The organism is Kribbella endophytica (assembly GCF_054781295.1).
The window spans coordinates 1,686,683-1,707,152 of record NZ_BAAGUR010000001.1; the positions used below are offsets into that span (position 1 = coordinate 1,686,683).

At 69.8% G+C, this 20,470-nt stretch carries 20 protein-coding genes and 1 tRNA gene; 15 read left to right on the forward strand and 6 right to left on the reverse strand.

Going from position 1 to position 20,470, the window contains the following annotated elements:
* The first annotated feature begins 3 nt into the window (after nt 1–3).
* The 5 genes from ACYVIO_RS08095 (at nt 4) to rph (ending at nt 5,443) form a co-directional block, all read left to right on the forward strand.
* Nucleotides 4–504 (forward strand): tRNA adenosine deaminase-associated protein, encoded by a 501-nt coding sequence (locus ACYVIO_RS08095; protein ID WP_460650029.1) that lies wholly within the window; start codon nt 4–6, stop codon nt 502–504.
* A 28-nt stretch (nt 505–532) separates the two neighbouring features.
* The gene (tadA, locus tag ACYVIO_RS08100) at nt 533–967 is read left to right on the forward strand and encodes a tRNA adenosine(34) deaminase TadA (RefSeq protein ID WP_460652071.1); all 435 of its coding nucleotides are present in this window, start codon (nt 533–535) and stop codon (nt 965–967) included.
* Nucleotides 968–980: 13 nt separating this feature from the next.
* Nucleotides 981–1,071, forward strand: a tRNA-Ser gene (locus ACYVIO_RS08105).
* Between the two features lie 142 nt (nt 1,072–1,213).
* A complete protein-coding gene (locus ACYVIO_RS08110; RefSeq protein ID WP_460650030.1) occupies nt 1,214–2,722 on the forward strand; it encodes a potassium/proton antiporter in 1,509 nt (502 codons plus the stop codon).
* A gap of 138 nt (nt 2,723–2,860) precedes the next feature.
* Entirely contained in the window at nt 2,861–5,443 is a 2,583-nt protein-coding gene (gene rph, locus ACYVIO_RS08115; RefSeq protein WP_460650031.1) for a rifamycin-inactivating phosphotransferase, read from the forward strand.
* Between the two features lie 38 nt (nt 5,444–5,481).
* Here rph and ACYVIO_RS08120 read toward each other — a convergent pair whose 3' ends face one another.
* Together ACYVIO_RS08120 and ACYVIO_RS08125 are read right to left on the reverse strand one after the other, a co-directional pair.
* A complete protein-coding gene (locus ACYVIO_RS08120; protein ID WP_460650032.1) occupies nt 5,482–6,045 on the reverse strand; it encodes a LytR C-terminal domain-containing protein in 564 nt (187 codons plus the stop codon).
* Complete coding sequence (locus ACYVIO_RS08125) at nt 6,045–6,338, reverse strand: type II toxin-antitoxin system VapB family antitoxin (RefSeq protein WP_184801463.1); 294 nt, start codon at nt 6,336–6,338, stop codon at nt 6,045–6,047. The genes ACYVIO_RS08120 and ACYVIO_RS08125 overlap by 1 nt, the downstream gene beginning before the upstream one ends.
* Before the next feature lie 130 nt (nt 6,339–6,468).
* Here ACYVIO_RS08125 and ACYVIO_RS08130 point away from each other — a divergent pair, with 130 nt between their 5' ends.
* From ACYVIO_RS08130 to ACYVIO_RS08155, 6 genes are all read left to right on the forward strand, one after another.
* A complete protein-coding gene (locus tag ACYVIO_RS08130) occupies nt 6,469–7,170 on the forward strand; it encodes a L,D-transpeptidase family protein (RefSeq protein WP_460650033.1) in 702 nt (233 codons plus the stop codon).
* Between the two features lie 101 nt (nt 7,171–7,271).
* Nucleotides 7,272–8,810, forward strand: a complete 1,539-nt coding sequence (locus ACYVIO_RS08135; RefSeq protein WP_460650034.1) for a helicase HerA-like domain-containing protein — start codon at nt 7,272–7,274, stop codon at nt 8,808–8,810.
* Between the two features lie 115 nt (nt 8,811–8,925).
* A complete protein-coding gene (locus tag ACYVIO_RS08140) occupies nt 8,926–10,239 on the forward strand; it encodes a GGDEF domain-containing protein (protein WP_460650035.1) in 1,314 nt (437 codons plus the stop codon).
* Between the two features lie 247 nt (nt 10,240–10,486).
* Complete coding sequence (locus tag ACYVIO_RS08145; protein WP_460650036.1) at nt 10,487–11,122, forward strand: SigE family RNA polymerase sigma factor; 636 nt, start codon at nt 10,487–10,489, stop codon at nt 11,120–11,122.
* Nucleotides 11,119–12,078: a hypothetical protein gene (locus tag ACYVIO_RS08150; protein ID WP_460650037.1), complete on the forward strand. Its 960-nt coding sequence runs from the start codon at nt 11,119–11,121 to the stop codon at nt 12,076–12,078. Before ACYVIO_RS08145 ends, ACYVIO_RS08150 begins: the two co-directional genes overlap by 4 nt.
* A gap of 78 nt (nt 12,079–12,156) precedes the next feature.
* Entirely contained in the window at nt 12,157–13,077 is a 921-nt protein-coding gene (locus ACYVIO_RS08155) for a hypothetical protein (RefSeq protein ID WP_460650038.1), read from the forward strand.
* A 51-nt stretch (nt 13,078–13,128) separates the two neighbouring features.
* Here ACYVIO_RS08155 and ACYVIO_RS08160 read toward each other — a convergent pair whose 3' ends face one another.
* A complete protein-coding gene (locus ACYVIO_RS08160) occupies nt 13,129–14,346 on the reverse strand; it encodes a hypothetical protein (RefSeq protein WP_460650039.1) in 1,218 nt (405 codons plus the stop codon).
* Between the two features lie 186 nt (nt 14,347–14,532).
* On the opposite strand from ACYVIO_RS08160, the gene ACYVIO_RS08165 reads away from it, so the two are divergent.
* The gene (locus ACYVIO_RS08165; RefSeq protein WP_184801481.1) at nt 14,533–15,054 is read left to right on the forward strand and encodes a SigE family RNA polymerase sigma factor; all 522 of its coding nucleotides are present in this window, start codon (nt 14,533–14,535) and stop codon (nt 15,052–15,054) included.
* Nucleotides 15,051–16,031, forward strand: coding sequence for a hypothetical protein (locus ACYVIO_RS08170; protein ID WP_460650040.1), 981 nt, complete (start codon nt 15,051–15,053; stop codon nt 16,029–16,031). The genes ACYVIO_RS08165 and ACYVIO_RS08170 overlap by 4 nt, the downstream gene beginning before the upstream one ends.
* A gap of 181 nt (nt 16,032–16,212) precedes the next feature.
* Here the strand turns inward: ACYVIO_RS08170 and ACYVIO_RS08175 are convergent, their stop codons facing one another.
* Both ACYVIO_RS08175 and ACYVIO_RS08180 read right to left on the reverse strand, forming a co-directional pair.
* Nucleotides 16,213–16,764 carry a DinB family protein gene (locus tag ACYVIO_RS08175; protein WP_460650041.1) on the reverse strand — a complete coding sequence of 184 codons (552 nt, stop codon included), beginning with the start codon at nt 16,762–16,764 and terminating at the stop codon, nt 16,213–16,215.
* Nucleotides 16,764–17,564, reverse strand: coding sequence for a helix-turn-helix domain-containing protein (locus tag ACYVIO_RS08180; protein WP_460650042.1), 801 nt, complete (start codon nt 17,562–17,564; stop codon nt 16,764–16,766). The genes ACYVIO_RS08175 and ACYVIO_RS08180 overlap by 1 nt, the downstream gene beginning before the upstream one ends.
* Nucleotides 17,565–17,597: 33 nt before the next feature.
* Between ACYVIO_RS08180 and ACYVIO_RS08185 the strand changes: the two genes are divergently transcribed.
* Both ACYVIO_RS08185 and ACYVIO_RS08190 read left to right on the forward strand, forming a co-directional pair.
* Nucleotides 17,598–18,026 carry a nuclear transport factor 2 family protein gene (locus ACYVIO_RS08185; RefSeq protein ID WP_460650043.1) on the forward strand — a complete coding sequence of 143 codons (429 nt, stop codon included), beginning with the start codon at nt 17,598–17,600 and terminating at the stop codon, nt 18,024–18,026.
* 80 nt (nt 18,027–18,106) lie between these two features.
* Entirely contained in the window at nt 18,107–19,519 is a 1,413-nt protein-coding gene (locus ACYVIO_RS08190) for an alpha/beta hydrolase (RefSeq protein WP_460650044.1), read from the forward strand.
* Here the strand turns inward: ACYVIO_RS08190 and ACYVIO_RS08195 are convergent.
* Nucleotides 19,516–20,385 carry an aminoglycoside phosphotransferase family protein gene (locus tag ACYVIO_RS08195; protein WP_460650045.1) on the reverse strand — a complete coding sequence of 290 codons (870 nt, stop codon included), beginning with the start codon at nt 20,383–20,385 and terminating at the stop codon, nt 19,516–19,518. The two genes, ACYVIO_RS08190 and ACYVIO_RS08195, sit on opposite strands and share 4 nt — an antisense overlap.
* Nucleotides 20,386–20,470 lie beyond the last annotated feature (85 nt).

Here is a 20,470-nt window from a genome sequence, read left to right on the forward strand (position 1 = left end):
GCCGTGTCTGATCCCACGGCTGGGCCGATGACGACCACCGAGCTCGACTTCGCGCTCGCGGCTTACACCGAGGACGGGGTCTGGACGGTCACGCCACTGGTGCTGCGCGGCGAGCCGGATCTGGCCGCGCTGGTGTCGGCGTTGCGGCGCTACCCGGGCGAGTCGGGCGTGATCGGGATGATCTCGGTCGACGAGGACTTCTTCGTGCTGGTCCGGCTGGACGGCGGCCGGGCCCGGCTGCTGGTGTCGGACGTCACCGCCGCGACCGAGTGGCCGCTGGCCAAGCAGGTCGTCGACGAGCTGGACATCCCGCTGGCCGATGACGACGACGAGCAGGTCCCGGCCGGCGACCTCGCGATCGTCGCCGACCTGGGCATGAGCGCGATGGATCTCGGCGCGCTGATCGACGACGTCGACCTGTACCCCGAGGAGATGCTCGAGGAGATCGCCGAGGCGCTCGGTTTCGGCAACCAGTTCCACGAGGCGATCGAGGCCATTGGCTGACCCGGCCCGCCGGGCCTGGGCCCGGCTGATGGAGCTCGCCCTGGCCGAGGCCGAGCACGCCCGCGGCAGCGCCGACGTACCGATCGGTGCGGTGGTCGTGAGCGCCGACGGCGAGGTGATCGGCCGCGGGCACAACGAACGCGAGGCGACCGGCGACCCGACCGCGCACGCGGAGGTGCTCGCGATCCGCTCGGCGGCTCAGGTGGTCGGCGAGTGGCGGCTGACGGGCTGCACGCTGGTGGTGACGTTGGAGCCGTGCACGATGTGCGCCGGCGCGATCGTGCTGTCCCGGCTCGACCGGCTCGTCTTCGCGGCGTACGACGAGAAAGCGGGCGCCGTCGGGTCGCTCTGGGACGTCGTCCGGGACCGCCGGCTCAACCACCGGCCCGAGGTGATCGGCGGCGTGATGGCAGACGAGGCAGGGGCCCGACTGCGCGATTTCTTCATTGGGCACAGATTTTGATAGCCTCCTCGGCGGTGGCGTGTCCGAGCGGCCGAAGGAGCGCGCCTCGAAAGCGCGTGAAGGGTACCCCCCTTCCGAGGGTTCAAATCCCTCCGCCACCGCCAACCACCTCCGGGTGGGAGTTACGCCGAGGACCCTGATGCTGTGTGATGCGTCAGGGTCCTCGTTTTTCGTCCGGCGAGATGATTCGTTGCCCGTGGCAGGGGTCGATTAAGCTGCAGCCCCCGACCCCGAGGGGCCGAGCCTGTGGACGTGCACGAACTCGACCGGATCCTGCTGGCCGGCGCCGCGGTGCTGCTGGTGGCGATCGTCGCCGTGCGGCTGTCCGGCCGGCTCGGGCTGCCCTCGCTGCTGATCTACCTCGGCATGGGGCTGCTGCTGGGTGAGTCCGCGCTTGGGATCCAGTTCGAGGACGCCGAACTGGCGCATGCGCTCGGGTTCGCCGCGCTGGTGATCATCCTCACCGAGGGTGGCCTGACCACCCGGTGGAACGAGGTCCGCCCGGTGATGCCCCTGGGCGTCGTCCTGGCCACGCTCGGAGTCGCGGTCTCGGTGTCGGTGGTCGCGTGCGTGGCCCACTTCGTGCTCGGCGTGAACTGGCAGCTCGCCGTACTGCTCGGTGCGGTCACGTCGCCAACGGACGCGGCGGCGGTCTTCTCGGTCCTGCGGAAGGTGCCGATCCGGCCACGGCTGCGCGGTGCGCTGGAGGCCGAGTCCGGGCTGAACGACGCGCCGACCGTCCTGCTCGTCACCATCGTCAGCACCGGCTCGATCGGCGAGCACGGCCTGCCGTACTTCGCCGGCCTGGTGCTCTACGAACTGGTGATCGGGGCACTCTTCGGTTTCCTGGTCGGCTGGGTCAGCGTCGGCCTGCTTCGCCGGGTCGCGCTCGGATCGGCCGGTCTGTACCCGCTGGCGATCGTCTCCCTCGCCTTCATCTCGTACGCCGGGGGCACGGTCCTGCTGCACGTGTCGGGCTTCGCGGCGGTCTACGTGACGAGCCTGATCCTCGGTCGCGCCGAACTGCCGCACCGGATCGCGACCAGGTCGTTCGTCGACGGGATCGCCTGGCTCGCGCAGATCGGGCTGTTCGTGATGCTCGGCCTGCTCGCGTCGCCGGGCCGGATCGGGCTGGACGACGTCGTGGTCGCGCTGGTGATCGGGATCGCGGTGACGGTGGTCGGGCGGTTCGCCGCGGTCGCGTTGTCGGCGACGCCGTTCCGGATACCGTGGAAGGAACAGACCTTCATCGCCTGGGCGGGGCTGCGCGGCGCCGTACCGATCGTGCTGGCGACGATTCCGCTGGCCGAGCACGTGCCCGAGGCCGACCGGGTCTTCGACGTGGTCTTCGTGCTGGTCCTGCTGTTCACGCTGCTCCAGGGGCCGTCGCTGCCCTGGCTGGCCAAGCGGCTCGGCGTACTGGACGACAACGCGGCGCACGAGGTCGACATCGACGTCGCGCCGCTGGAGTCGCTCGGCGCGGACATGCTGCAGGTCCAGATCCCGAGCGAGTCGAAGCTGGCCGGTGTCGAGATCGGCGAGTTGCGTCTGCCCGCGGGTGTCTCGATCTCGCTGGTGATCCGCGCGAAGCAGGCCTTCGTCCCCGACCGCCGGACCGTGCTGCGAGCGGAGGACGCGCTGCTCGTCGTCACCCCGAGCCCGCTGCGCGAGAAGACCATCCGCCGGTTGCGCGCTGTCTCCCGTGCCGGCCGCCTGGCGGGCTGGTTCGGCGAACGCGGCCGCGAACAGGTGTAGAAGGCAACAAAAAAGCAGGCGAGACGTCGTCTCCCTGCATCTACAGGTTATAGCGCACCCCGGGGCTTGCCGCAAGGCCCCCTTCGTGGCGGAGAATCGTCGGCCGACGTCACATTCGGTTACCCCGGAGGGATCGCTTTGAGCGGGCAATACGTGCTGGAACTGGACGAGGTCGACGAGTCGCAGGGTGCGGTGGTTGGGGGGAAGGGCGCGAATCTGGGAGCGCTGGCGCGGCTCGACGGCGTGCGAGTGCCGGCTGGGTTCTGCGTGACGACGGAGGCCTTTCAGCGGGTCGTGGCGGGGGCTGTGGACGATCGGCTCGACGCCTTGGCGCTGGTGGCTGCGGATGATCGGGAGGGGATTCGCACGGTGAGTGCGGAGATCCGGGAGGCCATTGAGGGGATCGCTCTTCCGGACGACGTTGCGGCGGCGATCACCCGAGCGGTCGTCGAGGACACGGCGTACGCCGTACGGTCGAGTGCAACGGCGGAGGACCTGCCGACGGCGTCCTTCGCGGGCCAGCAGGACACGTATCTGAACGTCGTGGGAGCTGCGGCGATTCTCGAGCACGTGAGTCGGTGCTGGGCCTCGCTGTTCACCGAGCGGGCGGTGACGTACCGCCAGCGGAACGGGATCGACCACCGCGCGGTCCACATGGCTGTCGTCGTACAGCAGATGGTGTTCTCGCAGGCCTCCGGGATCATGTTCACGGCCGATCCCGTCACCGGGAACCGCAAGGTCGCGACCGTCGACGCAGGCTTCGGGCTCGGCGAGGCGCTGGTCTCCGGGCTGGTGAACCCGGACGTCTTCACGGTCCGCGACGGCGAGGTCGTCGCCAAGTCGGTCGCGGCCAAGCAGCTCGCCATCCAGGCCCTACCCGCGGGCGGGACCGAGGAGGTGGCGCTCGACGCTGGGCAGCAGACGCTGCCTGCGCTGACGGATGAGCAGGTCGTGCGGCTCGTGGAGCTCGGACGGCGGATCGAGGCGCACTTCGGGCGCCCGCAGGACATCGAGTGGTGCCTGGTCGACGACGAGTTCCAGATCGTGCAGAGCCGGCCGATCACCACGCTGTTCCCGGTCCCGCAGACCGGCGACGAGGAGAACCACGTCTTCCTGTCGGTCGGGCATCAGCAGATGATGACCGACGCGATGAAGCCGCTCGGCTGGTCGATGTGGCAGCTGACCGCGATGGCGCCGATGCTCGAGGCCGGTGGGCGGCTGTTCGTCGACTCCACGCCGCACCTGACCTCGGCCGGTCGCCGCGCCGGCTTCCTGGATCTCGTGGAGAAGGGCGATCCGCTGATCAGGGACGCCCTGGAGACGGTGCTCGACCGTGGTTTTCTCCCGACACTTCCCGATCCGGCTCCCGCCGAGGGTGGGCCGCCGGTCCGTGGCGCGATCGCTCCGCTCGAGAACGATCCGGCCGTCGTCACCGAGCTGGTCGAGCGCAGCGTGACGGCCTTGGGTGTTCTCCGCGACGGCATCGCGGGGAAGACCGGACCGGCCCTGTTCGACTACCTGCTGGAGGCGATCGCCGAGCACAAGCGGCTCCTCGGTGATCCCCTGAGCATGCAGGCGATCATGGCCAGCCACGAGGCGACCTGGTGGCTCAACGACAAGCTGGGCGAGTGGCTGGGCGAGAAGAACGCGGCCGATACTTTGACGCTGTCCGCGCCGGACAACATCAGTTCGGAGATGGGGCTGGACCTGCTCGGTGTCGCGGACGTGATTCGCCCGTACGACGAGGTGGTGGCGTTCCTGCAGGAGGTCGACGACGACTTCCTGGACGAGTTGCCGAAGGTCGCGGGCGGGACCGAGGCGCGCGACGCGATCCAGGGCTACCTCGATCGCTACGGCATGCGGTGCGTCGGCGAGATCGACATCAGCCGGCCGCGGTGGAGCGAACGGCCGAGCACGCTCGTGCCGTTGATCCTCGACAACGTGAAGCTCTTCGAGCCGGGCGCGGCCGAGCGGCGTTTCGAGGAAGGACGGCAGAAGGCGCTGCAGAAGGAGCAGGAGGTGCTGGAGCGTCTGCGGGCGCTGCCGGACGGGGACCAGAAGGCCGAGGAGACCCGGGAGATGATCGACCGGGTCCGGACTTTCATCGGCTACCGGGAGTACCCGAAGTACGCCATCATCTGCCGCTACTTCGCCTACAAGCAGGCGCTGCTGGCCGAGGCCGACCGCCTGGTCGAGGCCGGGGTGCTCTCTTCGCGGGAGGACATCTTCTACCTGACCTTCCAGGAGCTGCAGGACGTCGTACGGACGAAGCAGGTGGACGGCCGGCTCCTCGCTGAGCGCAAGGAGGCGTTCCGGACGTACGAGGGACTCACGCCGCCCCGGGTTCTCACGTCGGACGGCGAGGCGGTCAACGGCTCGTACCGGCGCGACGACGTACCGGCTGGTGCTCTGATCGGCCTGGCCGTCTCCAACGGCACCGTCGAAGGCCGAGCCCGAGTCATCCTCGACCTCGCCAAGGCCGACCTGGAGGCAGGCGACATCCTCGTCACCGCCTTCACCGACCCCAGCTGGTCCCCACTCTTCGTCGGCATCACCGGCCTGGTCACCGAAGTCGGCGGCCTCATGACCCATGGCGCGGTCATCGCCCGCGAGTACGGCCTACCCGCCGTCGTCGGCGTCGACCAGGCCACCCGCCGCATCCAGGACGGCCAAAGAATCCGAGTCCACGGCACCGACGGCTACGTCGAACTCCTGGACTGAAAGACGCCCGGCTGAGGCCGCCTGCGGGTGCGGGCGGCTCAGTTCGGGTTTTGGCCGGAGGGGATGGCTTGGGAGGGCTTGACGACCGGGAGGCAGACGACCGTGTCGGCGGGGACGGCGATGCTGGGGATGCCCTTGGTGTTGAGCTTGGTGAAGCCGGTGCCGAGGACGATGTCGACGGTGTGGTCGGGGCGGGCGTCGGCCTTGGTGGCGGCCTTCTGGTTGAGCTGACCCAGGGCGAGCTTCACCTCGGGGCCGTCGGCGGTGGCGCCGCGGACCTCGACGGTGTCGATCTTGTCGCCGTTCGGCTCGTTGGCGATCTTGCCGATGTTGAAGCCGCGCTTCTTCAGGTCCTCGCCGAGCCGGGCGGCGCTGCCGGCCCGGGCGCCGCCGTTGTAGATGTTCAGCACGACCTGCTTGGGGACGAGCCGGTTGTTCTCGAGCTTCTGCTCGACGCAGTTCGGCTCGGCGCTGGAGTCGGTGAGCGAGTTCCAGCCCCACCAGAAGCCGCCGACGAGGATCATCAGCAGCACGACCATGGTGATCGGCGTCCGCCAGTGCAGTCGCGCGTGCGGCCTCGGCTGCGGGTGCAGGGCGGTCACTAGCTCACGACCAGGACCCGGGCGTGCAGGACCAGACGCTGCTGCAGGGCCGCGCGCAGCGCCCGGTGCAGACCGTCCTCCAGGAACAGCTCGCCCTTGTACTCGACGACGTGCGCGAAGAGGTCACCGTAGAAGGTGGAGTCCTCGTCGAGCAGTGCGTTCAGGTCCAGGGTGCCCTTCGTGGTGACCAGCTCGTCGAGCCGTATCTGCCGTGGAGGCAGCACGGACCAGTCCTTGGCCTTGTACCCGTGATCGGGGTACGGCCGCTCCTCGCCGACGCGCTTGAAGATCACCCACCGAAGTCTAGCGGGGCCGGAGGTCTCCGGAGAGGTCGGGAATGTCACCGCAAAAGGTCGATACCAAGACTCAACCTTTCCGCCCTGCCAGACGTCCACAGTGGATAGGGACTATCAGGGGGTAGAGATGAAGGTACTGACCAAACTCGCCGCGGGGGCGGCCACCGTGGTCGTCGCCGTTGCCGGTACGACGTTACCGGCCGACGCGCTGACCGTGGCCCAGAACAAGGCGGCCCAGACCCGTCTGAACGCGCTCGGCTGCTACGCCGGCCCGGTGGACGGCAAGATCGGCCAGATGACCCAGGCCGCGACCATCCGGTTCCAGGCGGCCAACAAGATGACCCAGAACGGCTCGCTCGGCGGTACGACGTACAGCCGCGTCATGGCCGCGTCGGGCAAGCGCTGCGACGTCCGGGCGGTCCCGGCCAGCGGCGGCGGCAAGCGGATCGTGATCAGCCAGGGCCAGAACTACCTGTGGCTGATCGATGCCAAGGGCAAAGTCGTCCGCCAGGGCCCCATCATCGACAACCCGAGCTACCTCAAGCCCGGCACCTACTCGACCGGCTCCAAGTGCGGGCGGGCGGCCCGGATCAAGAAGAACAGCGACGGCGCCAGCCTCTGGCTGAACAACTTCGTCCGGTTCGCGCCCTGCGGGATCGGGTTCCACCAGATCCCGACGTACAAGAGCAACGGCGCGCAGATCCACGGCGACTGGCAGCTCGGCACCAACCAGAAGGCCTCGCACGGCTGCATCCGGGTGCAGAAGTCGATGTCGGACGCGATCTGGGCCTTCACCACCGCCTCGACCAAGGTGGTCGTGGTCCGCTGACCCGCCCGGTGCCCCGCCTCCGAGGTTCGACGAACTCCGGACGTGGGGCACTAGCATGCCGAGCGCAGGGGTAGTTCCGTCGCGCGAAAGGCAGCGTTGAGATGGCCGAGACACCGGACGTCGTGGAGACCGTCAAGCAGGGGTACGCGTTCGAGGGGCCCGCGATCGAGCTCGGGGCGCTGCTGGTCGACGGTACGCCGAACCCGGAGGCCGCGGTCCGTATCCCGCTGTCGATGGTGAACCGGCACGGCCTGGTGGCCGGCGCGACCGGTACCGGCAAGACCAAGACCCTGCAGCTGATGGCCGAGCAGCTGTCCGCCGCGGGGGTCGCGGTGTTCGCCGCCGACATCAAGGGCGACCTGTCCGGCGTGTCCCAGCCGGGTGAGAGCAGCGAGAAGCTGCTGGCCCGGACCAAGACGATCGGTCAGGAGTGGACCGCGACCGGGTTCCCGACCGAGTTCTACGCGCTCGGCGGCCAGGGCGCCGGGGTTCCGATCCGGGCCACCATCACGTCGTTCGGGCCGGTCCTGCTGTCGAAGGTGCTCGGGCTGAACGACGTCCAGGAGTCCTCGCTCGGCCTGATCTTCCACTACGCCGACAAGCAGGGCCTGACGCTGCTGGACCTGAAGGACCTGCGCGCGGTCATCACGCACCTGACCAGCGACGAGGGCAAGGGCGACCTCAAGGAGCTCGGCGGGCTGTCCGCGGCGACCGCGGGTGTCATTCTGCGCTCGCTGATCGGGTTCGCCGACCAGGGCGCCGAGGCGTTCTTCGGCGAGCCGGAGTTCGACACCGCCGACCTGCTCAAGGAGCGCGACGGCAAGGGCGTCATCTCGCTGCTCGAGCTGCCGAACCTGCAGGACCGGCCGGCGCTGTTCTCGACCTTCCTGATGTGGCTGCTGGCCGACCTGTTCCACGACCTGCCCGAGGTGGGCGACGTGGACAAGCCGAAGCTGGTGTTCTTCTTCGACGAGGCGCACCTGCTGTTCAACGACGCGTCCAAGGCGTTCCTGGACTCGATCGCGCAGACCGTGCGGCTGATCCGGTCGAAGGGTGTCGGCGTCTTCTTCGTCACCCAGACGCCGAAGGACGTGCCGGACGACGTACTGGCGCAGCTCGGTTCGCGCGTGCAGCACCAGCTCCGCGCGCACACCCCGAACGACGCCAAGGCGCTGAAGGCGACCGTGTCGACGTTCCCGAACTCGTCGTACGAGCTGGCCGAGGTGCTCACCCAGCTCGGCATCGGCGAGGCGGTCGTGACCGTGATGAACGAGAAGGGCGCGCCGACGCCGGTCGCCTGGACCCGGCTGCGGGCGCCGCAGTCGCTGATGGCGCCGGCCTCGGCCGAGCAGTTGTCCGCGTCCGTCGCGGCGTCGCCGAACAACGCCAAGTACTCCGCGGTGATCGACCGCGAGTCGGCGTACGAGAAGCTGGCCGCGAAGGTGCAGGCCGGCGCCGCGCAGGCCGAGGCCGAGGCGCAGGCCCAGCCGGCGCCCGAGCAGCCGAAGCCGCGGGCGCAGAAGCAGGAGAAGTCGATGGTCGAGCAGGTCGTCGGCTCGTCGGTCTTCAAGCAGTTCGCGCGCTCGGCCGGGCGGGAGATCGTGCGCGGGCTCTTCGGGGCGGCTCGCCGCAAGCGCTGACCGGACGGCCTTTCCATCCTGCTGGAAAGGCTATTCGATAGTTGATCAAATCCTTACGCGCAGCACGCCGTTGCCGATTGGGACGGAACCGTCACTCGTCGTACTGTGAGAAGTGATGGTTGCGCAGAGTAGGCGATCGGTACGGAACTGGGCGCTCTGGACCCTGACGGTCCCGGCGCTGGGTCTGGTTGCCCTCGTCGACCTGCTCGCGATCGGGTACGGCGTGCGCTCGTTCGCCGAGCTGCCGTCCTGGCACGGCCTCGACCTGGTCTTCGCGCTGACCGTGTCGGCACTGATCTCGGTCGAGGGTGCCCGCCGGGTGGAGAACCGGCGCAAGTCCGGCGGCGCGCTGCACAAGGACCTCGCGCCCGCGTGGATGATCGCGGCCGCGCTCGTCCTGCACCCCGCGCTGGCGATCCTGGTCGCCGTCCTGCTGCGGATCTGGTGGCGGATCCGGGCGGGCAAGTGCATCCCGTACCGGTGGACCTTCAGTACGGCGGTCTGCGTGCTCGGCGTCGGCGCCGCCCACACGGTCTTCGCCGGAGCCCGCGACCTGGTCGGCGACTCGTCGCTCGGGCTGGTGGTCGCGATGACGCTCGCAGCCTTCGCGTACGTCGTCACCGACTCCGTGCTCTGCGGCCTGGCGATCGTGCTGATCGTGCCGGGCAGCAGCCGGCAGGACGCGATCGGCGACAAGGACTCCCTGTGCGTGGACGCGACCGCGGCGACGCTCGGGTGCCTGCTCGCGGCGGCGGCACTGGTCAGCCCGTGGTTCGCGTTCCTGGCGATTCCGATCTCGCTGACCGCCCAGCGGGCGTTGCTGTTCTCGCAGCTGGAGTCCGAGGCGCAGACGGACCCGAAGACCAGCCTCGGCCGGGTCGACTGGTGGCGGCGCCGGACCGAGGAGATGCTGCGTACGTCGCGGACCCAGCACGAGCCGATGGCGGTGCTGCTGATCGACATCGACCACTTCAAGATGGTGAACGACCGGCACGGGCACCTGGTCGGCGACGAGGCACTGCGGGCGGTCGCGACGATCCTGCGTAGCGCGATCCGGGCCAAGGACGTGATCGGGCGGTTCGGTGGCGAGGAGTTCGTGATCGCGCTGCCGGACACGGACCTGGCCGACGCGATGGTGACGGCCGAACGACTGCGGACGGCGGTTGCCGCGAGTCCGCTGGCGGCGATGTGCGCCGGCGTACTGGACGACCCGGAGCTCGACCCGGACACGTTCCACCTGACTGTTTCGATCGGGATCTCGGTCTCGACGACCGACGGCCAGACCGTCGACGAGCTGCTGTTCCGTGCTGATCGGGCGATGTACGCAGCGAAGGCGGCCGGGCGTGACCGCGTCCGCGCCGCCGCCGACTGCGCGCCTGCCGACCTGGCTCGTTTGAGCATGCCCCACCCGGCCGTCCAGCCGCACTGATTCTGCGGCGGAGTCGACGCCCTCCAAGTACCAACCATTAACACCTTTCAAGTACCGGCCACCGAATCGCTGGCTGGTACTTGAAAGCTTTAGGCGCCGTAGCCGTGGGTGCCGTCGGTGCAGGTGCCGAGGGGTGCAGGCGCCGTAGCCGTGGGCGCCGTCGGTGCAGGTGCCGAAGGTGCAGGTGCCGTCCGCAGAACCTTTTGCCGGCGTACGGCGTCTTGAGCGGTGGAAGGACGGAGGCTGTATGGGGCGGACCGACGGGCGGGACGAGGACTTCACGGCCTTCGTGCTGGCCAGATCCGCGCGGTTGGTGCACATCGCGCGGATGCTCTGCGGCGACCCCGCGCTCGCCGAGGACCTGGTGCAGACCGCGCTCGAGAAGGCGTACCTGCGCTGGGACCGGATCGAGCTCGGTGACCCGTTCGGCTACGTTCGCCAGGCGGTGGTCAACCAGCACATCTCGTGGGCCCGGCGCCGGCTCTGGCGGGAGCGGCCGAGCGGTCACGCGGCCGAGCTGGACCAGCACCTCGACCACAGGCTCGGTCGTACGGTCGCCGATCCGGCGGCGGACGTGGATCGCCGGATGGCGCTCTCGGCCGCGCTGGCGACGCTGACAGCGCGGGAGCGGGCCGTCGTGGTGCTGCGGTACGTCGAGGACCTGACCGAGGTCCAGACCGCCGCGACCCTCGGTGTCGCGGTCGGGACGGTGAAGAGCGCGACCAACCGCGCTCTGCAGAAGTTGCGCGCCACTCCGCACCTGACGGTGCTGTCCCCGGCGCGCCCGCCGGACAGCAGCTACGGCCCGGCAGGTCCGGCGCGTCGACCGGGACCTGCCGGTCGCGGCGGCCCGGCCGAGGTTTCACTAGGAGAACGGCCATGAACGATCACGACTTCGGGGACGACCTGCGGGACGCCCTGCGCCCGGACGACGGGATCCGCCCGCTCGACCCGGCCGCGGTGATCGCCGGCGCGCACCGCCGCCGCCGGATGCGCGGACTGGCTGCGGCAGGCCTCGCGTCGGTCGCCGTACTGGCCATCGCTGCCGGTGGTCTGCTCGCGTCCGGAAGCCCGACCGGTACGGCCCCCGCACCCGCCGGACCGCCGACAGCCGGTACGTCGGGAGTCCTGCCCGGGACACCGACACCACCAAGGCCGCCTGGTTCGCCGACTCCACCCTTCTACCTCCCCTCCGGAACGCCCACCGGCCAGATCACCGCGGGCCGGACGGTCGGCCCGAACACCCCGTCGACCGTGATCGACTCGCCGACGCCGAACCCGCCGGACCCCTCGCCACCGACCAAGGCCGAGCTCGCAACCTTCGCCGAAGGCTGCCGGACCGCCTTGCTGGCCGAGGAATCGGGTCCGGGGTCGGCGGCGACGAAGCGGGCGAGCCTGGCGCGAGCGGACGGGATCATCATGATCTTCGCCGACAGCACCACATGGGGCGCCTGCGACAACGGGTACGACCCGGCCGAGGTGTCGCTGCGCAAACCGGGGTCCGTCCAGCGGCCGGGCCGCGGCGACCTCCAAGCCCTTGCCGTGGCCAACAATCTGCTGACCCGGAACGGCCAGCAGTACGAGTACTCCTGGGCGGCCGGTGTGCTGCCGCAGGGAGTCGCCGGACTGCGTTACACGTTTCCCGGCGGTGAAGCAGAGGACGCGGTCGTCACCGGTCTCTTCTGGACGATGAGGCACCTGGCGTCCACCCCCGGCGGCCGGCAGACCGATACGCCGTCGATCAAGGTCGAGCTGTTCGCCCAGGACGGGTCCGTCCTGGTGACGCGCGAGCTCGAGTGGGGTCTGCACACCTGCGCCCAGATCTCCCACGGCTGCTGAGTTTCCGCAGAACCTTCCGTCGTGCCGTCGCGTCCTTCAGTACGACGAACCGGCCGAAATACTTGCGGAGGGCAACAGATGAGGAACAACCGGGCACTACGGATCGGGACCATCGCGATCGCGGCGGCCGCCGTCGCGGGGGTCGGGATCGCCGGTGCCGCGATCGCGCGCACGGGCCACTCCACCGCCGTCGCGGGCGGCGGTCCCGGCGCGACGCCCTCGACCGGCCCGAGCCAGGGTGCGACGCCGTCGAGCGCCGTGACTCCGCCGACCTCACCCGGCACGCCCGGCGCGGTCCCGAGCGGCGCGACTCCGTCCGCCTGGGCGCCGACGCCGCCCGACCAGCCGACCGTCTCGCCCAACGCCCCCGCCACCCCGTCGACGGTCCCGGGCAAGGGCCACACGGTCACGCGCATCCCGCCGTCCGCGCCGCCGCGCCCGAAGGAGTACCCGCTGCCGAAGGATGCCGTCGCGGCCTGCAAGGCGTTGCTCGCCGGCGCGGACCAGAACCGTCCAGGCCGTACGGCGCAGCAGGTCGCGCGCCTCGACGGTGGTGCCGGTTCGATCGTCGTGCTGGCGGATGCCAAGGACTGGACCGCCTGCGACACGGCGTACGCGCGTCAGAACGAGAAGGGATCGCTGCGCGCCCCGGCCCGGATCGCCAAGCCTTCGGCCCGGGACACCGCCGCGTTCGCCGTTGCCGCGAACATCATTCCGCGCGACGGCAAGGACTACAACTACTACTGGGCGACCGGTCTGGTGCCGAGCGGTGTCGCGAAGATCGCCTACACCTTCCCCGACGGCACGACCACGCAAGCCGTTGTCCAGGGCAACTACTGGATGGTGCAGCACCAGGACGCGCGGCCGTGGACGCCGGGCAGTGACGCCGGCGCGCAGCAGATCGCGGTCAAGCTGACGGGGGCCAACGGCTCGGTCGTCCGCACCTTCAAGCTCGACTGGGGAACCCACACCTGCGCGCAGATCACCCACGGCTGTTGAGGAAACCGCGTCCGGAGAGTCCCGCCCGAGGCTCTCCGGACGCGGTCGTTCTCAGCAGGCGCCGAAGGAGCCGGCGCTGATCCAGGCCTTCGCGACGTACATGCCGGCGTGCACACGCAGCCAGATGCTCGACGTGCCCTGCGAGCCGCTCACGCTCTGGCCGGTGACCTGGCACTCGACGGTGACCTGGGCGGACTTGCCGGCCATGCCGACGACGGCGCCGCTCGAGCTCGCCGTACTGCGGACGTTCAGGTAGCCGGACGTGATCGAGACCGTGCCGCGGCCGCCGTCACCGGTCCACAGGTAGGTGGTGTCGACCCAGGCGTTGTTGGTCAGGCCGAGCGCGTCCCAGAAGGTCCCGTCGGCCAGATCGATCCCGGCCGGGTTGGCGACGGTCCGGCCGAACTGGTCCTTCCCGCCGTTGTAGCCGTTCTGGTACGCCGCCTGCGACTCGGGCCGGCCCTGCGCGAGGTCCTTCCACATCTCGCGGGTGGCGCTCGGGTTCCAGTAGTCGTCCTTGGTGTTCCAGGGGCCGACGTCCCAGACCGGTTCGAACGCGCAGCGGATCGTGCCGGTCGTCGTACAGACCTTGACCGAGTAGTTGCCCGAGCCGTTGTTCGCCAGCCCGCGCCGCGACGGCAGCGCGACGAAGTGGTCCCGGCTGATGATCACGTGACCGTTGGCCGTCGTACCGCCGACCAGGCCTTCCCGGGTGGCGAAGACGCGCGACTTCAACGGCGCGGCCTGGACCGTCATCCCGCTGGTAGCGGCCTTGTCGGTGGGCTGGACGCGGACGTCACCGACCCACGGCTTGGCACCGGTCGGCGGCGCGACCACGATGATGCGCAGCTGGACCAGGTCGCTGGCGCCGGGCAGCGCGGTCGGCGTACCGGCCTTGGCCGGCGTCCACTCGGACCACCTGTTCTTCACGAGAGCCCGTACGTCGACCTCCGCGGTCGAGCCGTCCGGCGTACCGGTGGTGTAGTCGACGACGACCGCGGACGTGGCGGCGGGGAAGCGGACCGGATCGAGGTTGCCGATGCCGGAGCGCTCCTTGATCTCGGCCGAGCCCATCCGGACGGGCGCGTCGCCGAGGACGATCCGGCTGCCGTCGACGGTCACGTTGGTGGAGCCTTCGGCCGGGCGGGCGGCGACTCCGATCGGGTCGGTGCCGGCCGCCGTACTGGGCAGGACGGCGGCTGCCAGGGGTGCTGCGGCGAGGGCGGCGGCGACGCAGAGTGCGGCCGCGGTCCTTCGGGTGATACGCATGGCGGTACCTCCGGGGCGGTGAGGACGCTGTCACCGGGTGCGACACCCGGCGCACCGATCGTGACAAACAAACACTGCCCTTGCATAGCGCGTGAATAAATTTCTTCCAAGTAATTCGGGTACGGACAGAACCTAACCGGTGACCCAGTGGGTTTGGACCGGTGTGACAGAGGCTGAGGAGAATCGATGACCCGGGCCGCGGACGCCGACTTCGAGCGGTTCGTGCAGGCACAGTCGACGCCGTTGCTGCGGTTCGCGGAGATGCTGTGCGGTGATCGCCACACCGCGGAGGATCTCGTGCAGCAGGCGCTGATGCGGTCCTACCCGAAGTGGCACCGGCTGGACGGCGACCGGCTGCGCTACGTCCGCCGGGTGCTGGTCAACCGGTTCCTCTCGCAGGCTCGCCGGCGCTGGTCCAACGAAGTACCCAGCGATCCGGTGGACAACGACTGGGACGACCGGTCGGTGGCGGACTTCGCCGGTGAGGTGCAGACCCGTGACGCCGTGCTGTCAGCTCTCGGTGGGCTGACAGTGCGCGAGCGGACGGTGGTCGCCCTGCGGTACTCGCAGGACCTCTCCGAAGCGGAGACCGCCGAGCTTCTCGGCATGGCCGCCGGGACCGTGAAGAGCACGGCCTCCCGGGCGCTGGCCAAGCTGCGTCTGGCACCCGACCTGATCGAATCCGGAGTAGTTGGAGGAACAAGATGAGCGACGAGCAGCGGGTGCGCAGCGCGCTCGAGTACGACCTGGAGCCGTGGCAGCCCGACCCGGCCGACCTGATGCGCCGGGGCCGGCGTCTGGCCTGGCTCCGCCGAGGACTGGCCGCGGCGGGCGTGACCGCTCTCGCCGGCAGCGTCGCGACGGTGTCCGCCGCGATCGGTGGACCGGCAGACGTCCGCAACCTGCTCGCCGGTGGCGACAAGCCCCCGGTCCCCGTCGAGCTCCCGGCCGGTACGCCGACCGCGCTGCCGTCGGTCGACCCGACCTGCCTGCAGAAGGTGCCGACCAAGGGCAAGGTCGAGGCGTCGGTCAAGGTGAAGGTGGAAGGCGAGCTGCCGACCGCCAAGCCGTCGCTGCCGCCGGTGGGGAAGCCTTCGGTTCCCGTGCCGACCGGTAAGCCCTCCCTCCCGGGGAAGCCGTCGCTGCCGACGACGAAGCCGTCGCTCCCGGGCAAGCCGGGCCTGCCGACCACGCTGCCCACGGGCAAGCCGTCGCTGCCCTCGGTCCCGGTGCCGACCGGTAAGCCTTCGCTCCCGGGCAAGCCGAGCCTGCCGCCGGTGCCGACCAAGCTGCCGACCGGCAAGCCGTCGCTGCCGTCGGTCCCGGTGCCGACCGGTAAGCCTTCGCTTCCGGGCAAGCCGTCGCTGCCGACCGCCAAGCCGTCCCTCCCGGGCAAGCCCGCCCTGCCGCCGTGCGTGACCGACCACGTGCCGACCGCGCCGCCGGTGAACGTGCCGACGACCCTGCCGTCGGTGCCGGGCAAGCCGTCCCTCCCGAAGCCGTCACTGCCGGGTAAGCCGTCGCTGCCGACGGTTTCCGTCCCGACCGTGAAGCCGTCCCTGCCGGGCAAGCCTTCCCTCCCGCTGCCGACGGGCAAGCCGTCGCTGCCGGGCAAGCCGAGCCTTCCTCCCCTGCCCACCGAGCAGCCCACCGGGATTCCCACCGGGCTGCCGACTCATCGGTAGTCGACCCTCCCCTTCACACCGATGACACCTCCGGCCGGCCCGCGGGCGGAACGGGCCGGCCGGCGGTGGGGCCATCTCTTCTTCAGATCCGCGACCCGAAAACGCGTGATCTGCAGCGGCCGCAGTTGATGTACACCGAGATCAACTGCGGCCCCCACCGGCGAGTGGGGCCTCGGGGGTCCTACTCGCCGGTGGTTCCGTCCGCCAGCTCCCGTACGACGTCCAGCTGGCCGGTGTGCCGCGCGTACTCCTGCAGCACGTGGAACAAGATCCACCCCAGCGTCGGCTTCACGTCCTCGGCGCCGAAGCGCCCGCCCTCCTTGGACCGCATGCCGAGCGCGCCAACGCCGACAACGCCGACGCCCTGAACGGCAGCGTCCTCGGCCTTGACGACACCGGTGACGATTTCCCGGGTTCGTTCCCCGCCTTCTTGCAGCGCGGCGAGCAGGCCTTCGAGCGTGTCGCCCTCCTCGAGCCGCCAGCGCTCGTCGGCGTCGCTGTCACCCCACGGCTGGTCGACCTGCTCCGCCGTGAATCCCCAGCGAAGCCATCGCCGTTCCATGAACACCAGGTGCTTCAGCAGCGCCAGCGGCGTCCATCCCGACGGCAGTTGGCTCGTTCGCAGCTCCTCGTCGGACAGGCCGTCGAGCTTGCGTCGTACGGTCTCGCGGTAGAAGTCGAGCCAGGCCAGCGGTAGCTGGACCGGATCGCCAAGACGTTCGTCGGGCAGCATCAGAACAGCTCCTTGAGGTACTCGGCCGTCGCGTCGTCCGCGGGGAAGAACTGCTCGATCATCAGCTCCGACACTGTCACGTCCAACGGCGTACCGAACGTCGCGATCGTCGTCAGCAGCGACAGCTCCCGGTCACCGCGCCGCAGCTTCATCGGTACGACGACCTCCGGCGTCGGCGTGGACGCGATCCGGTCGCCGCCCGGTACGCCGTATCCGCGCAGTTCGTCGTACAGGTCCTGGAGCTCTGGATCGGCGGTGCTCGCGATCTGGCGTTGCAGCGTGCTGAGCGCGCTCGCGCGGATCTCGGCGAGGTTGGTGATCCGGCCGCCGAGCGCGTCGGGGTGCAAGGTGAGGCGCAGGGCGTTGATCGGTGCCGAGAGCAACTCGGGCGCGACACCCTCGGTGAAGAGCGCGGCGGCGGCGTTGGTTTCGACAATGTTCCACCAGCGGTCGACGACCAGCGCCGGGAACGGTTCGTGGGCCTTGAGCAACCGGCGCAAGGTCTCGCGGATCGCCAGCATCGCCGGGGAGTGCAGCGAGGCCTCGCTGTAGATCGGCGCGTAGCCGCCGGCGAGCAGGAGCTGGTTGCGGTCCCGCAGCGGTACGTCGAGATGCTCGGCCAGCCGCAGCACCATCTCGCGACTCGGCTTGGACCGGCCGTTCTCGACGAAGCTCACGTGCCGCGTGGACACCTCGACCTGGTTGGCCAGATCGAGCTGACTGAGCCGCCGTCGTTCGCGCCAGCCGCGCAGCAGCTCGCCCACCGGCCGCTGGAAGGTCTCCTCGGCGATCATCGTCATGCCCCGACGGTAACCGGCCAGGTGATCACCGGCATGACCTCCGAGGTCATGGCCGGATCACGGGTCCCGACGGCAAGGTTCTGGTCAACCGATCCTGAGGAGAACACGATGAACCTGGCCGAGCAGTACTTCGCCATCTGGAACGAGACCGACGCCGAGCAGCGCGCCCGGCTGATCGAGAAGACCTGGGCACCCGAAGGCACCTTCGTCGACCCGAGCTTCGAGGCCACCGGGTACGACGAACTGAGCGCGATGGTCGGCACCGCGCAGGGGATGTTCCCGGGCCTGCGCTTCACGGTGACCGGGACGCCCGACGAGCACCACGACCGGATCCGGTGGACGTGGGAGCTGGCCGCCGAGGGGCAACCGGCCGTTGCCGGAGGCACCGACATCGTGACGGTCGCCGCCGACGGCCGGATCAGCTCGGTGGTGGGCTTCCTGGATTTCGCCCCCGCCCACTGAGCGGAGTACCGGTGTTCACTTTGTGGGGTTGATCGTTCCACGCCTGGCCGACGACCCGTCGGCTTCGTAGCTTGGTCGCCATGATGATCAAGGGACTGCTGGCGCTGGGCCTGATCGGAGCGGGTCTGCTGCCCGCCGTACCTGCCGCCGCCGCTGCGTCACTCGACTGGAAGCCCTGTGAGCAAGGGCCGACGATCGAGTGCGCGCGGCTGACGGTGCCGCTCGACCACCTTCATCCGAGCAAGGGGAAGACCGAGCTGTTCGTCGCCCGGATCCCGGCGAGCGACCAGGCGCACAAGCTCGGTGTCCTGACCTTCAACCCGGGCGGTCCGGGTGGGGCCGGTGCTTCGATCCTGGAGGCCGGTCTCGCTGCCGACCTGTTCGGCCCGGAGCTGCTGAAGCGGTTCGATGTGGTCAGCTTCGATCCGCGCGGAACGGGTCAATCGAGTCAGCTCGACTGCGGCCCGGTGCTGCGGCCCGGCGTACCGGTGTTCCCCAAGTCGCCGCGTGAGTACGACGCGATGGTCGCGGCCAGCCGGGAGCTCGGGAAGGCCTGCCTGGCCAAGAACGGCGAACTGATGCGGCACCTCGACACCCGCACCGCAGCGCGCGACCTCGACGCGATCCGGTCCGCGCTCGGCGTCGAGAAGCTGAGCTACTTCGGGCCGTCGTACGGGTCGTACCTCGGTACGACGTACGCGCAGCTCTTCCCGCGCCGGGTCGACCGGATGGTGCTCGACGGCATCGTCGACCACGCGCAGGGCTCGACCCGGTTCGTGCTCAGCGAGGCGCGGGAGATGGAACGCGGCTTCAACCGGCTCGCGGCCTGGTGCGCGGCGACGCCGACGTGCGAACTGCACGGGCAGGACGTCGGGAAGGTGTACGACGCGGTGGTGCGCAAGGCCGATCGGTCGCCGTTGACCGGCGGGGTGAACGGTGATCAGATCCGGATGGCGCTGCCGGTGTTCCTGCCGACGCTGGGTGACCAGGCTGGTCCGTGGGGTGCGTTTACTTCCGCGCTGGCCAAGGCGTTGAAGGGTGATGGGTCCGGGTTCGTCGGCGGGAGCTACGTCGGGAACCCGGAGTCGGCGTACACGGCGGTGTCGTGCATGGACTTCCCCGGAGAGTTCCGTGGGTACGCCGACGTTCGCGCACGCCTCGCGCTGGCGCGCGCCGTCGCGCCGCGCGTGGGTGCCGCAGTCGAGGGCTGGGTGATGGCCGCCTCGTGCGCCGGCTGGCCGATCCCGCCGACCAACCCGTGGAAGCCGACCCCGATCGCCGACGTACCCGGGGTGCTGATCCTCAACAACACGCATGACCCGGCCACACCCCTCAACCAGGCCGTCAGCCTGCACCACCAAATCCGCGGCAGCCGCCTACTCGTCAGCAACACCTACGGCCACACGTCATGGTTCAACTCCGAGTGCGCCCGCGGGCACGCGACCACGTACTTTCTCACCGGCAAACTCCCGACCCGCGGCACCACCTGTTAGAGGAGGGCGTCCAGGAGGCGTTGGCAGCGGACTGGGTCTGTTGTTAGGCCGGCGCTGAGGCCCCAGAGCCAGTAGTCGACTGTTCTGAAGATCACCCAGTCGCGGGCGTACGAGCGGTCGAGGTTGGCTGCTCGTACTGCCGTGTCGAAGCAGTGGTGGATCTCCGCGTCGTCTGCCATTTCGTCGAGGCGGGTCCACAGGACTCGGGCCAGGTCGAACTCGATGTCGCCGCGGTAGATCACTGGGTCGACGACTAGCCAGTCTTCACGCTGGCCGCGGAGGACCTGTGCTGAGTGGAGGTCGCCGTTTACCGCTGCTGTGGCCTTTGAGTTGGACAGCTTGGGGGCGACGTCGAGAGCGGCCAGCAGGTACGGCGGGGCAACTGCCCCGGTCTGCCCTTTCAGGTGGCCTTCCATCTTTTGGGCGCTGGCTTGGACGAGTTCCTGGGTCGACAAGGCGTCCTTGGGGCCGTCCACCGCGAGGCGTCGCATTAGGCTGCCCAGGACTTGGACTGCTTCGCGGGTCGGTTGCTTGTCGAGCGGCTCTCCGAGTAGCTCCAGCAGCATTGCGCCTCGCGCGGCGTCGGCGTCGTACAGGCGGACTGTCCCTCGCCCGTCCCACCAGCGCAGGGCGCGGACCTGGTCGGAGACCTCGTCGCCTGGCGGCGACATGCGCAGCGCGAAGCGGCTGCCGTCCCGCTCGACCGGCACCACCACAGCGTTGGATCCGTGCGCTACCGGACCGGCGATTGTCAGGTCCCACCGCGAGCACTGCTCCTCGACCGCGGCTGGCAGCCCCGCCAACCACTCGGCGCCCTCGGTCCACCAGCGGGGCATCTCCAGGAATGACTGCGGCAACTCGATCACGCCAGCACGCTAGCCGGTCAGCCCGCCCGTGCCGACCGCATTTCCGAGGGCCTCCGTCGCGGGGTGGACCCGGGATCCGATCCGG